The organism is Chryseobacterium sp. BIGb0232 (assembly GCF_024810195.1).
Taxonomy (GTDB): domain Bacteria; phylum Bacteroidota; class Bacteroidia; order Flavobacteriales; family Weeksellaceae; genus Chryseobacterium; species Chryseobacterium pennae.
In genome coordinates, this window is sequence record NZ_JANUEH010000002.1 from 739060 (window position 1) to 752459 (window position 13400).

General features: G+C 35.2%; 14 protein-coding genes. All 14 read right to left on the reverse strand.

All coding sequences use genetic code 11. From position 1 onward, the window contains the following. Positions 1-476: 476 nt before the first annotated feature. Positions 477-887 carry a hypothetical protein gene (locus M2372_RS09380; protein ID WP_123320043.1) on the reverse strand — a complete coding sequence of 137 codons (411 nt, stop codon included), beginning with the start codon at positions 885-887 and terminating at the stop codon, positions 477-479. Between the two features lie 101 nt (positions 888-988). Beyond that, complete coding sequence (locus tag M2372_RS09385) at positions 989-1429, reverse strand: hypothetical protein (protein WP_148060781.1); 441 nt, start codon at positions 1427-1429, stop codon at positions 989-991. A gap of 25 nt (positions 1430-1454) precedes the next feature. Continuing rightward, positions 1455-1832 (reverse strand): hypothetical protein, encoded by a 378-nt coding sequence (locus M2372_RS09390; protein ID WP_123320045.1) that lies wholly within the window; start codon positions 1830-1832, stop codon positions 1455-1457. 63 nt (positions 1833-1895) lie between these two features. Next, positions 1896-2375, reverse strand: coding sequence for a hypothetical protein (locus tag M2372_RS09395; RefSeq protein ID WP_148060782.1), 480 nt, complete (start codon positions 2373-2375; stop codon positions 1896-1898). Beyond that, positions 2356-3708, reverse strand: coding sequence for a hypothetical protein (locus M2372_RS09400; protein WP_123320047.1), 1353 nt, complete (start codon positions 3706-3708; stop codon positions 2356-2358). The genes M2372_RS09395 and M2372_RS09400 overlap by 20 nt, the downstream gene beginning before the upstream one ends. Positions 3709-3834: 126 nt before the next feature. Further along, complete coding sequence (locus M2372_RS09405) at positions 3835-4389, reverse strand: hypothetical protein (RefSeq protein WP_148060783.1); 555 nt, start codon at positions 4387-4389, stop codon at positions 3835-3837. Positions 4390-4452: 63 nt separating this feature from the next. Further along, positions 4453-5157: a hypothetical protein gene (locus M2372_RS09410; protein WP_115973061.1), complete on the reverse strand. Its 705-nt coding sequence runs from the start codon at positions 5155-5157 to the stop codon at positions 4453-4455. A 2-nt stretch (positions 5158-5159) separates the two neighbouring features. Next, positions 5160-6980 carry a phospholipase effector Tle1 domain-containing protein gene (locus tag M2372_RS09415; protein ID WP_123320049.1) on the reverse strand — a complete coding sequence of 607 codons (1821 nt, stop codon included), beginning with the start codon at positions 6978-6980 and terminating at the stop codon, positions 5160-5162. A 30-nt stretch (positions 6981-7010) separates the two neighbouring features. Continuing rightward, positions 7011-8108, reverse strand: a complete 1098-nt coding sequence (locus M2372_RS09420; protein WP_123320050.1) for a DUF2931 family protein — start codon at positions 8106-8108, stop codon at positions 7011-7013. 56 nt (positions 8109-8164) lie between these two features. Next, positions 8165-10024: a type VI secretion system Vgr family protein gene (locus tag M2372_RS09425; RefSeq protein ID WP_123320051.1), complete on the reverse strand. Its 1860-nt coding sequence runs from the start codon at positions 10022-10024 to the stop codon at positions 8165-8167. Positions 10025-10276: 252 nt separating this feature from the next. Further along, positions 10277-10684 (reverse strand): type VI secretion system tube protein TssD, encoded by a 408-nt coding sequence (gene tssD, locus M2372_RS09430; protein WP_115973057.1) that lies wholly within the window; start codon positions 10682-10684, stop codon positions 10277-10279. A gap of 210 nt (positions 10685-10894) precedes the next feature. Then, complete coding sequence (locus tag M2372_RS09435; protein ID WP_123320052.1) at positions 10895-11590, reverse strand: VIT family protein; 696 nt, start codon at positions 11588-11590, stop codon at positions 10895-10897. 87 nt (positions 11591-11677) lie between these two features. Further along, positions 11678-12598 carry a carbohydrate kinase gene (locus tag M2372_RS09440; protein WP_115973055.1) on the reverse strand — a complete coding sequence of 307 codons (921 nt, stop codon included), beginning with the start codon at positions 12596-12598 and terminating at the stop codon, positions 11678-11680. A gap of 52 nt (positions 12599-12650) precedes the next feature. Continuing rightward, complete coding sequence (locus tag M2372_RS09445) at positions 12651-13343, reverse strand: hypothetical protein (RefSeq protein WP_185018840.1); 693 nt, start codon at positions 13341-13343, stop codon at positions 12651-12653. Between the last annotated feature and the right edge of the window lie 57 nt (positions 13344-13400).

Sequence of the window (13400 nt, forward strand, 5' to 3'; positions counted from 1 at the left end):
AAAAGAAGGAAAAGAAGCTGTAAAAAGGAGTGAAAAACCTGAACAATAATTGCTATTGCATTTTATTGGAGTTTTATTGTTTTCTTTAAGATAAATCTTGTTACATTTCAGATTAGAATCTGCCTGAACACTTTGAAAAATGTTTAAAACGGTTGTGGAAAATCTACTATAATCTGTCTTATAACTAAATAAATAGAACAACATTAAAAACAGGCCTATTATTTTTATAGAGTGCAATACATCAATGTGTTTATATGTAATTCGTCTTTCCACTAACACAAATATAGCAAAATATTAATGGTCAGTTTTCACAGAAATTAATTTTCAAAGGTTTTGATTTTTAAAGAATTTAAGAAAATGAACTTTTGTTTTTATCTTATGGTTTAAAGTTCCAGAAGCTTATATCTGCAAGTTCATTCATTTGATGAGCAATTGTTTTTGGAGCTGATATTGCCAAGAACATTAATGTCCGATATTTATTGTATTTTAACATAGCATAAGCTTTCCTGCCCCTGTTCTTCAATATATCCTACATAATCATATTCTGTAAATCCAAGCCGGTATTTTTCCCATGGGGCCACTAAGCTCTCCGTTTTTTTTATAAAAGAATTAATGAGTTCTAATATTGTTTTTCTATCGAATTGTTCTCCTGAATAATTTTCAATCCTTTCAAACTCTTCATGGTTAATAATTACATTGAATAGGGATAATAATTGCTGTTTAAAATTATTTTCGCCAAACAGAATGATTGAGTTTTCTAATTTTGATGCTGAGAATTTTTTAAAAATAAAAACCGGAGTCTGCATTTCATAAGGTTCTCCCCATTCAAATTTTTTCTCTTCAATTTTACAATGAGGCATTGTTTCAGTATCAATATAATTCTCCATACTTTAATAAATCCTGTTTTTATTTGATTCTATATCGGAAAAACAGATATAAAGAACAAACATCTTTCCATATGAATCGTGAGTAGTAAGCAGTATATTCTTTACGGAAATACTACTCTGCCATTGCTGCTTACCCATTGATTATTTCTGTTCCATTCTCCCCCACAATCGCTCTGCATATACATAACAACTTTTTTCCCGGGAAGATACACAATTACACAAAGATAATTTTCATAGAGTCTTTTACTTTCTCCATCCTCTACATATCCTTTTGAGATATGATCCAACACAATATATCTGTTATTGGGAGAAATCCCGAGCAATTTTCCTTCAGAATAATTCATACTGCCATATCCTTCTATTCTGTATTTTTTTCCGTCACTCAAAATAAAAGGGTTCTGATACATTTGAAATTCTTTATCATAGGTATTATAGCCCAACTGATAAGATCTGGATATAGGAATAAGTAGCCGTTTCTTTCCAGACTGAGAAAAGACTACAGCAAATAATTGCAATAAAATTAACAGTATAATTTTTTTCAAGATGTATTCCTATTTCTGTATACCCCTAATATTCAGCTTTCTGCTCAAATTCACTAAGTACATTAAAATAATATTTCCCGTTATTTTTCCTGAAGAACAGTCTATCACCAACAATATTATTTCCCAAAAAAGTCCGTTTAATGATCAGAGTTTTTTTGCGGCAACAATCTGCAGTAACTTCTACTGGAGCATGACTCCAGTAATTGACTGTTCTGATTCTTACATTTTTGCCCAGCCATTTATTGTCTTTTCTATCTATTGATAAAAAAATACTGTCATCATTCACTTTCTGACAGATGACAATATCAGACTTCAATATTTTACTCCAAATCTTTATTTCCTGAGCATGGAAACTAATGCTGCCCAGAATAAAAAGTGGGATTATTCTTATTTTAAAATTCATAAGGATACAGGGAAAAACATCATTTAGGATCTATAATTCAATTCTTTCCTGAGCAGGCCCTTATTATTTTGATATCTTTTTTTTTAAGGTCCTTGTATTTTTTTTCATTGGATACTTCTTATTATCAATAGACAGTAAGTAGTTTTTAGGAATATTATTTTCTATTTTCCCGTCTTCATCTTTATTCAGAGTCTCGTCTTTGGTTAATATCCAATTGTTATATTTGGGAAAATAGGTGTATTCCTGTGTATATTCTGTATCAGCAGAAGCATCATACAATAAAATACATCCAGGACCACAATTACTAATGACAGGAGAAGAGACATAATTTAAATTAAAATCATACCTCTTTTTTGATTGTCCCAATACTAAAACGGCTTTACAGGTCGGCTCATTAATTTCTTTAATTTCTCCAACTTTATAGCACTTATAGGTAAGAGTATCATCAATTTTATCATTATTAAAGTCTCCTACAACCTCTTGGGAATACAAAAAGGCAGAGAAAAATGTTATGCATATTATGTTAATCTTCTTTATCATCATATCCTTGTATTGCTTTTTTGTTTTTTTCTTTTTTACCCCATTTGGTGTCTTTTATGGCACTTGTATCGTAGGTATAAACTCCCAGATTTTTTATTTTCTGATTTTTACAGTTATCTTTTACTTTCATATTCTTCAAAATCCTTTTCAGGTTTTCTTTTCTATGGGTAAATCCTGTTAATCCACCATTCACCCCAACTGCTGCTGAGATAAAGTCATCTGTATCTGCAAATTTATTCAAATCACCCCATGCTGAACGATCTCTCCAATACCATGCCGCCGAATTACATACATGTTCCAGATCATTGGCAACAATATCCGGGTCCTGGGTTTCAGGTTTTTTAATCTTAGAAAAGTATGCTTTATAAGTATCTTTCCAGGTAAGCTGAATTAATCCTCTTCCTTTATATTTCGGGCCATCTCCTTTTGTATCGTTCTCGCGGCTTAAACATTCAAGATATCTGTTATACCCTCTCTCTATACGGGCTGTACTGTTTTCTTTATATTTTACTTTGTCTTTTTTGAACAAGAGGTATTTATTATAATTATCAAGATGCGTGGTAGGATCGTAATCCCATCCATCAGCATACTCTAAAGAGGTATCCAGCCCTGTTTCGGCTTCCACCTGTGCCAGAAAATGAGCCTTGCGAAGACAACTGTTGATATCATTATCCTTCATTGCTTTATTCAGGGCTTTTGTAAATTCTTTATAGCTTTTCTTATCTTCCGGCAAAGGACAGTTTTTGGCTTTAAATAATTTCTTGGAGTTATAAAACCCTTTAATATCTTCTTCTGTAAACTCTTTCTCGCAATAGCATTTTTTATCATCTTCCGGATCTGGTACAGGAGCTCCTTTCCCGTCAATACTTTCCGGGGCATTTACCTGTCCGGAGGTTACAAATTCTATTTTGCCTGTTTCAGGAGGTACAGGGCCCGGCATTTTGCCTGTTCCCGGTAAAGTAGATTTTTTTAACAGCACAAAGTTTTCCTGAACTTTTGCTGTTCCAAAATCCTGCCACTCTGTAAGAGAAATCATCAGAAAACCATCATCAAAGATAAAATTGGGAATCTGTTTTTCTACTACAGTCCCAGTAAGCTTGTCTTGCGTGGTCGGTACATTATTCAGCACTTTAAATGTTCCCAGGTGTGCATTGAATTTAATTTTTGCTCCATCTATAGCCAATAATAAACCTTCTTCAGTTTTATCTTTTTCTTCATTTTCTACACGTTGATCGTCCAGCTTCTGCTTATTGGCTGCTTTCACCTGATCATTATCCTGCGTTTGAGTTTGAGTTTCAGGGGAGATATTTTCTCCATCTTGATTTACACTATCCATACTAATGAATGTTTTAAATGAGAATGTTACAAATTATTACCAGTTCCTTATTTTCACTTATGAATAAAGTTTATCTAATAATACATCCTTAGTCCATTTATCTCTCTAAAAGACTTTTCCTATCTTTTATTTTATGTTATCCTTTGGGGAGTCTGGATTTTCAGGATTAATTTTCTTTATGCTTTTTGGAAATTTAGAGTAATCTATTTTTTTTACTCTTTTCAATTCTGATGGAAACTCTATAGAAATTCGGTTCAAATTAGAATTATCAAAGTGATAATCTTCCGGTTTTTTGTTTTCCTTTCTATAGACATTGTTTTCTTTAAAATATCCCCCTAATAATTTAACATCAGTCTCTGATAAGAGAGTATAGTCAATTACTTTTTTTTGATTTTCATCGGTATAGTAATAAAATTTTGAGGCTTTCCACAATGGAATATAGTCCAAATCATTTATTTTTTCTGTTTCAATATAGAGAAAAGAGACAGGTTCTTTTTCTTTATATACATAGCCATTATCGAAAGCTCTATAAATCGCTTTATCCTTATGTACCTCTAAAGTGCTATAGACATATTTAGAATTAATTTCTGATAAATTATCGTTGTAATAATATTCATAATATTTTACAGAACTACATGATACTATTGTTAATAATAAAAATATAAAGAATATTTTTTTCATCCTTCTTATTTTATGTTGGATTTTGAGCTTGGATTTCGGGAGCAGTTCCCTCGCCTTCATTCTTTAGCCTATCCATAATAATGAATGTTTTAAATGATAATTTTGTTTTTTGATTTCTATGAAACCTTCTTCATATTGATCTCTTTTGCAAACAAATAAACCTCTGAAGTGTTTGATTTCTGATTCTTCCAGATTTTCTGCTGATACTTTCAAAGTCAATGTATCTCCATTTTTTACAGGATTCACAATTTCTGTAAAGCCTTCTGAAGATTCTCTTTTCATTTTAGTATCAAATGAATTCAATAAGCCATTAAAAAGTAATCCAAACATTTTATAACTTCCTAAAAAGACAATCAGCTTTGCTTCATCTTCCAACAGATCACTGATTTGGCTGAAATAGCGATCTATGGCTTGTCCTGTATGTGTTTCAGACAAACCTGCCTGAATTTTAGCCCATCTTACCCTTAAAAACAATAAATTATCTACCGCAGTAATATTTCCTTCATCATCTACCCTGCATTCTATTTCATCGAATAAATAGCTGATCTTTTTTAAAAATTTATCCATACTCCCTTCATCTTCAGAAAAATCAAAGTGAGTAACCAGAACCTGAAAGTCATGTTGATCCTTTACTTTACCATAATAATAGACCTCAACTTCTCTGACATAGCTTTTTTGGGTAGAATAAAACGGATTTTTTTGTTCTATGACGATGGTCTCCAGCCGATAAGTTTTCTGATGAAGATTCTGCAATAAGTTTACTGCCATACTTAATATATCCTTCTTTGATAATCATTATTGGGATCCATTCCCATCCAGTCTCTATTAGCAGACCAATGAAGATACTTATTTCTTAGGGTTCTCAGTAAATCCTGCCATCGTTGCGAAGTAACCTGTACTGCCGGAATATTGACGATCCGATTGCCGTCTTTATCTTTACCATAGGTTGGCTGTTCCAAAGCAGCTTCAGCATTTAATCTGGCAGCTTCTTTTCCCAGATCCTCATCCTTCACAAAATGCCATGGTTTTCCATCTCCAAACACATATTTTTCCAGATGTCTTTTTGCTGCCGGCAGATGTTCGTCTTTATCAATAGAATAGGTACTTTCAGTTTTCACTATGATCTGATGATTATAGTAATCTATTCCATGCTTTTCCATAAAATGAAGTGGAATATAACTGTATTCTTTTCTAAGAAAACGAACTCCTCTTATTTTATGATATTGGAAAATCCATAAATGACTTTCTTTTTTTATACTGATCTGACCATCATGATACCAATGCCCAGCTTTAATTTCTTCCATCCTCTCCTCCAGCCTTTTCAGGGCATTCCAGGAACTGTAAGAATTAAATCCTACACCAGGATGTTTATCTGCTACTTCTATTTCGTCTACAGTTTCTGTCCCGCTTTCGTAAGCTCCACCAATATCACAGTGCACCCCCGGAAAATCTTTCTCAACGCTTCCTGGGAATCTGGTGAGTGAAAAATTTTCCCGATGCTCATCCATTGCAGTAAAGTGAACGGCTTTATAGTAAGGTCCTGGATTTTTGAGCTGAAGCTGCTCAACGTCATCTCCAAAATTATGTTTGGATCCGAATGTAGCATGCAAAGGACCTCGGTATCCCACTCTTTCCAATGCACCCATATCTCCAAACTCCTCATAAGAGGAAACAGTATCATAAACTCCTATGAACCGGACATCCAGTTCTAATTCCTCCAGTTCTTCTTTGGTCAGAATTTCCTTGCTTAGAAGATAGTAGCCTAAAAAACCAAATTTGGGAAGCTTACCATCCACAAGGTAGGCCGGATTTACCTCTGTTTTATCTTTATCTATCCAAATATCCTCGTATTCAGCAATCAAGCCATCATTGCCATAAGACCGGCTTTCTCTGTACCCTGCCAACTTCGTTTTTTTCCTGATTTCAACATCTTTGGGTCTTTTGTTTCCATTAATTTCATAGGAAAAATTTCTGGCTGCAGCAGCACCACGACTGAATCCGAAAGTATCAATGGTAATTTTACTGAGCATTTTTTCCGGAGAATGTTTTTTCTTTAGGGCATCAATTCTTTCTGCAACCATTTCACAGCCTTTTCTCACTTTCCCTCTTACCCCGGTCTCTCCGGACCCATACTGAAATCCATCATCTACATCTCTGCGTCCATCCAATGTTCCTATGCCTTCTACATATACACCATATTCATCCCGTTGGCTGCATTTATACATTCTTGCTACGTTGGTAAAATCATTACTGTAACTATTATCTACTCCCTGCTTGTCCAGCCATCCTCTGTGGCTTGCTTTAAGAAAACGGTCAGATTCCTTATCCTTGTCAGAGATTTCTTTGTTTTTCAGTTCTTCGTACTGTTTTTCCTGTGCTTTGGTGGTTTCATCGATAGCTGCTTCTTTGATCAGAACTTCATCGTCGGTATCGTTGCTTTCAATTTTATTCTTTCCATCTCTGTACTTCTGCCTCATTTCAGTGTTCTTAAGGCTATTAAGGGTACCGTCAAAGAAAACACCTATTTCCAAATGTATTTCATCAATTGGAGGGGAAGAGTTTCCGGTATTGTATACAAATGTTTTTCCCATAATCAATGGTTAATTATAGTTCGATATGCATTATTTCTTTCTGGATTTAAACATTTCCAGGTTTTCTGTTTTAATGAAAGCTTCTTTTCCATTTTCACCTTTCAGCAGCACTGTAAAAAAGCTATATGATTCGTTTATTTTAATCACCAGGCTCGCCTTTGTAGACTTCGGATCTTTTCCAAACACTTTTGAAAATGCTTCAAAAGCTGACTTTTCATTAAGTTTGCAACCAGCCCCATATCTTATATCCTCACCATCCACTACTGAAAAGGAAAAAGACTGCGGTATTGCCTTAGTTCCGTTACCTCCCAGAGGATTCTTGGATGAATCCAACTGATCCATTTCACCATTAATCATTGTCATTCCTACATCTGCCAGAGGATTGAGTTTACCTTTTTCAGGAAGTTCAAAAACAGGCTTCCAGTCATACTGAATCCTATACGAATCCCATAAACCAAAAGGGATAGACTTCCCTTTGTTTTCCTGTTGTATTTTTAATGGAACTATTTTTTCACTGGTATGAATTTCTTTTAAGTAATCATCTCTGAAAAAACGGTCCTCATGGCTGTCCAGTTTAGCTATTTCTGATTCCGGAATGGTTACTTTTTTTCCAAGATACCTTCCTATTTCTTTCTGCACACCTACACCGGCTACCCAAACTATAACCACTCCTCCCGGAGCCATTCCTATACCGATCTTGTTATAGTTTAAATGTTTTATATTTCCACTTCCATTGCTGGCTTTACTATCATATCCTTTACTGAAATATTCTTTTATTTTACCCGTGTCTACCTGAGCATCTATCATATAGAACTGGTTTTCCATGTATGACATCCATGTAAAATCAAGACGGGTGGGAATACCTTTAAAACTATTTCCCATTCCATTATTGATGGTTCCCCAGGTATTTCCTCCCGGTGATAACCCGATATCTAGTCCTACCCATTCTCCGCCCTCACATTCTATTCCTCCTTTGTATACCTCCATCGGATATCCTAAAGGAGCAGAAGTTCCCTCAGTCCATTCATATTTTGTCATTGTTACTGTTTTTTTATGGTCTTTTTTTTCCTGACAAGAAATCTGGGTAAAAAATAAAAAGCTTAACAGATATTTTATTATTCTATTCATTATGAACACGTTCTAATCTTCAATAGTAAACTCCATGAAACATACTGCCATGTGTTTTATCCTTTATTTACTTTAGCATCAATTTTACCCAACATTTTAGCAATTCCAGAACTCTGCAACAGGATATCTCCATTCTTTGCCTTATGGGTAGTCGTGGAGGTTGTTTCTTTCAAATCACCTGTTACATTGATGGTTTTATTTTCATTAACAGTCTGTTTATAGTTCCTTGAAGTAAACTTATGATTATTGGTAATATTAATGGCATTATCATTTCCTACGGTGGTCTTCATATCCTGCCCGACATTGATGGTAAGATTTTCTCCTGCATTGAACGTCATATTTTTCGGTGCTGTGACGATGATGTTTCCTTTTCCATCCATAAAATAATTATTTCCGCTTGGATCGACAATTGTAACGCTTCCTTCAGCATCATTCATTAAAACCCTGATTCCGCTTCTGGTCTGAATGGATTTTAAATGATTGTCAACACCTCCTCCCATAGCTGTTCCACCATGGAACATTCCTCCCATCACAAATGGGCGGTCCGGATGGTTATGGACAAAGCCTACCATTACCTGATCTCCTACTTCGGGTATAGCTACATAACCTCTGTTTTGAGTAATCTGATCTGTACCTCCGGCATCAGGTGCCATCATTCGGATAAAATTTGTGGTATCATTCAGTTGCCAGTCGAATCTTACAGTAACCCTTCCCTGTCCCATCGGATCTGTATTGGAGATCACTGTAGCGATCTGAGGTTCTGCAATGGGAACTGTAAAATCAGGGGTCGGAATATATCCTGTATCTGCAGCTATGGCTTCAAACCTTCCTTCATAACGTCCCAGTGTATCTACCTCATGAATAACTTCTGTAACCATCAGTTTGGTAAAGTAAGAGGTTTGATTGCTATCGGTTTTACGCATATTGATATCGGCAACACATCCCGGATATAGAAATGGAATAGTGGTACCACCTGAAACTGTGAAAACGTCTACGGCTCTGCTTCCTGCTGTACTGGTTTGAGAAATCACCACATCCATATCAGTGGCTGCCTTTATAGGAGCAACCTGTAATGATGGGGTTTTAAAGATCTTATCGTTATTCTGGTAGGATGTTTTTGCAAGATTTCCCACATGTTTGATAGGGGTTTCTCCGGAAGTTAATTTAGCATTAGAGCTGCTGTTATATCCGTAAAAACGAGGCTTGATATGTACGGCCTTCATTTCTACATTGATATCTGAAACATTGCTTCCATAGATCAGTTCTACAGCTTTATTCTGAGGCGGCATATTTCCGAAATGGAGTATTTCACCGTCATAAAAGAATTGCTCACCATAGGCTTCTGCCATTCTGCAAAGATAATTGTAATGGGTTTCATTATATTGAGAGCTGTAAAGAATCTGAGCAGACGCTTTAGCATTCACTTTTACATCAAATTTACTGTTTTCGATACCCTGTTTTATTACATCGGTGGCAATAATTCCCATATTAACGGGCTGGTCACCACCAAAACTTTGGGTATGAGGTGCAGCATCCAGAAGAATAGTTGGGCTGTATCCTTTCAGTACGATATTTCCAAGACTATGATTTTCCTGACTGAATCCTACTTTTGTAATAACTCCTACAAAGGTCCTTTCGGGACTTCCTTCTACATCTTTATATTTAAAGACTATTGTTAAACGTTTTCCTAAAAACTGCTGAGCTTCTTCCAGATCATGGTTCTGTACACCATCTAAGGTATCATGAGCCAATGTCAGTTCAAAATTATGATGTTTCTTTACACTCTGTTGTAAGCGGAAGTGTTTGAAATGTTTGATCATTTTGCCTTCAATCACTATATCCAGCTTCACCACACGGTTGATTCCGGGAATATGATTCTCCGAAATCTTTTCGGAATTCGAGGTATTTTTGTTCATATCTTAATGTAAGGTGTTTGAAAGACTTTTATTTTCAGAAAAAAAATTCTAAAAAAAATATCCTTTATATAAAATTATAAATTTTTTACAATATAAAATCCACTTTTACCCGATTTATTTCAACAATTACAGAAAATTGATGAGAGTATTTTGTTTAATTCTGAAGTATTTATCAGAGCCAAAAAAACAGAACAGTATCTATTGTACCATTCTGTTTTTATATGTACTTGATTTTTTTAAGAGATCAGATTCTTACGCTGTAGGCCAAGCTCCATGGTAAGCAGAATTCCCTAAGTCAATTTGTTCTGCACTTACAACAAAAGTGATATACATACTGTTTTCATCCACTGCATTGAAATCTACTTCGTGCTGGATCACGTATCCATTCTGCCACTTTAATGTTGTTAATGTTCCTTCCTCATGAGATTTGTTGAAGGTAATTTCTCCCACTGTAGGCTTGTACTTTCCGTTCAATAAGCTTTCCAGAATATCTGATTTTTCTGTAGCTTCTACTGTGATTTTAATAAGCGCGTTGGAAGGATCTGATGCTACACGTCCTGAAACGTCTGTAGATCTTGATACACTGTAGTTAAGCTTTAATAACTTTTGTCCTTCTCCGTTGTTGAATTTTAAAATTCCTCTTGAATTTCTTTCTGCCATGATTGTAAATTTTAATCGTTAATATTGTGTGATTTGTTGTTTTATATCACCAAATATAGATCTAATTACAAGAACAAAATACAAATTAATAAGAAATTTCAAAAAGTGTAGTAATACTACGACTAACACTTGTTAGGTTAAATATAAACTGGAAATCAAATACTTATTATTTAAAATTCTTTTTAATGCGGGAATAGAAACCATTCCGTATCAGGATACATTTACTCCAAAAAGATGCCCCACCAAAGCTGTTATTCCCATAGCAACAGTCCCCCAGAAACAGATTCTCATTACAGCAATTTTAATACTGGAACCGCCTGTTCTGGCTGACATTGCTCCTAAAAACATCAGAAATATAATGGAAAAGCCATATTGAAAATACACCATCTGCCTGATAGGAGCTAAAAGAGAAACCGTAAATGGCAGCAGTGCCCCTACAGCAAAAGACCCGAATGATGCTATAGCAGCCTGTAAAGGTTTTGCCTGAGTTATTTCATTAATACCCAATTCATCCCGGGCATGGGCTTCCAATGCATTGTGTTCTGTAAGTTCAATAGCAACCTGCATCGCTGTTTCCTTGGAACAACCTCTTTTTTCATAGACCTTGGCAAGTTCTCTAAGTTCTGCTTCCGGCATTTCTTCAAGCTCACGCTTTTCGCGGATCAGGTCTGCCTTTTCTGTATCTTCCTGTGAGCTTACCGAAACATATTCCCCGGCAGCCATAGACATTGCTCCTGCTATCATTCCTGCCAAAGCCGCAAGAATAATGATGTGCCGCTCAGGTTCTGCTGCTGCAACACCAATGACAATACTTGTAGTGGACAACAAACCGTCATTAGCTCCCAAAACTGCTGCCCGAAGCCAGCCTATCCTATTTACATAATGCTTTTCCAGTTGATGATGCATATGAGATTGTTTTGTGATAAATAATGGTATTAAAGGTATAAAATGTTTCATCAAGAATCATTTTAAATTAATAAGCAATCTCCTTGATCAGTCTAAAGCTGAAAGCTGGTATTGGTTTTTGAACCTATTGAAATCTTCAAAAGAATATTCAGGGCAGGCACCTTCCTGCGATGTGATAAATGCTCCGAGGGAAACTGCCTGAATCATGGTTTCATGCACTGAGCTTCCTTTTTCCAATCTTTTTGAAAGGAAACCTGCTAAAAAAGAATCCCCGCTTCCCACAGTATCTTTTATTGTAACAGGAATGGTAGGATATCGATAAAAATCATGTTTATCTGCATACAAAGCTCCTTTACTTCCTTTGGAAATAATAATTTCATGTAGATCAAAATTTTCCTGTAGAAATTTTATACCGTCTTCTTCACTTGTATATTCTTTTCCTAAAAAATCCAGCATCATACGCAGTTCTGCCTTGTTAAATTTTGCCAGATGTGTTTTATGCAGCAAATCCTTTATCATACTAGTTTCATAATACGGTTCTCTGAGATTGATATCAAAAACATTATAAGCTCCTACTTCAAGCAGTTCGAATAATGTGTTTTTGGTTTTCTCACTTCTTGCTGCCAATGTTCCGAATACAAAAGCATCAGTTGTATTAAGTATTTCATGGTTTTCCGGAGTTATATCAATGAAATCCCAGGCTACATTCTCTACAATATCATAATGTGCATCATTATTTTCATCCACAGAAGCGATAACAGTACTGGTAGGATACCCTACATTAATCTGGATGTAATCTGTTGGGATATTCCAGCTTTTAATTTTCTGCAGCAGATCCCGTCCCAGCTGATCGTTCCCCACACTACTTATCATATTAACATCAACACCCATCCTGGAAAGATGGTATGCTACATTAAAGGGCGCTCCGCCTACCCTTTTCTGTTCACCAGGAAAAATATCCCAGAGAACTTCCCCAAAGCAGACAACTTTATTTTTTTTATCTTTCATTATCTAAAATTAATTAAATGTATTAAGCTAAAATAGCATTCTTTTTTCTTTATCAGAATGAATAAACCTGTACAGAAAACTGCAGGAAGGCATTATTGTTTACCGGATTCCACATTCCCCATATTCCGATGGGTATTTTATAACCTTCAATAGTAAAGCTTTTTGAAATGATAAGGCTGATCTCATTGAACCCAGATTCTTTAGCAAAAAAATTATTTTTCTCTCCATTTGTATTGTTTAAAGCAAAACCATATCCTATTCTTCCCCTTACTTCCAGATTTTCTTTCTTATATACCGGATATTCTCCTGATACAAATGATGAATATTTATTTTTCGTATTATCACCATTCCTGTCCCTTCCGAACACCACTGTATTCCAGCTCAGTACCAAAGGAAATTTTTCACTTATGGTATAATAGGATCTCAGATCCCAGAAACGCCCGGTTTCTCTTGTGGAATAATTAAAAAATTCCTTATTGTTATAAGTAGCACCAGGCGAAAAATTATAAATATCCCAGAGCTCTAAAGTAAGATGCTTGTTTTTATATCCTATATAGTTATTAAATTCCTTATAGGAACCTTCCACATTACCACCGGCCCAGAATCCCACATAAAAGTTTTTGTAATCAAGATGTACATCTCCGGTATAGATCAAACCTGCCGAGACTTCAATCCCGCGCCACAAATGGCTGTTTCTAAGCTGTAGAGCCGAATGTAATTCCTGTGCACTTAAGAAATTTCTCATAATAAGAAGAAAAAGCAAAAAAAATATTTTTAACATGACATAGGTATTTTTTTGGAT

Bases quoted from the DNA above. Each gene is read 5' to 3' on its own strand.
- M2372_RS09380 (WP_123320043.1), bottom strand. From the start codon at position 887: ATGGAGAATTATATTGATACTGAAACAATGCCTCATTGTAAAATTGAA.
- M2372_RS09390 (WP_123320045.1), bottom strand. From the start codon at position 1,832: ATGAATTTTAAAATAAGAATAATCCCACTTTTTATTCTGGGCAGCATT.
- M2372_RS09395 (WP_148060782.1), bottom strand. From the start codon at position 2,375: ATGATGATAAAGAAGATTAACATAATATGCATAACATTTTTCTCTGCC.
- M2372_RS09400 (WP_123320047.1), bottom strand. From the start codon at position 3,708: ATGGATAGTGTAAATCAAGATGGAGAAAATATCTCCCCTGAAACTCAA.
- M2372_RS09405 (WP_148060783.1), bottom strand. From the start codon at position 4,389: ATGAAAAAAATATTCTTTATATTTTTATTATTAACAATAGTATCATGT.
- M2372_RS09410 (WP_115973061.1), bottom strand. From the start codon at position 5,157: ATGGCAGTAAACTTATTGCAGAATCTTCATCAGAAAACTTATCGGCTG.
- M2372_RS09415 (WP_123320049.1), bottom strand. From the start codon at position 6,980: ATGGGAAAAACATTTGTATACAATACCGGAAACTCTTCCCCTCCAATT.
- M2372_RS09420 (WP_123320050.1), bottom strand. From the start codon at position 8,108: ATGAATAGAATAATAAAATATCTGTTAAGCTTTTTATTTTTTACCCAG.
- M2372_RS09425 (WP_123320051.1), bottom strand. From the start codon at position 10,024: ATGAACAAAAATACCTCGAATTCCGAAAAGATTTCGGAGAATCATATT.
- tssD (WP_115973057.1), bottom strand. From the start codon at position 10,684: ATGGCAGAAAGAAATTCAAGAGGAATTTTAAAATTCAACAACGGAGAA.
- M2372_RS09435 (WP_123320052.1), bottom strand. From the start codon at position 11,590: ATGCATCATCAACTGGAAAAGCATTATGTAAATAGGATAGGCTGGCTT.
- M2372_RS09440 (WP_115973055.1), bottom strand. From the start codon at position 12,598: ATGAAAGATAAAAAAAATAAAGTTGTCTGCTTTGGGGAAGTTCTCTGG.
- M2372_RS09445 (WP_185018840.1), bottom strand. From the start codon at position 13,343: ATGAGAAATTTCTTAAGTGCACAGGAATTACATTCGGCTCTACAGCTT.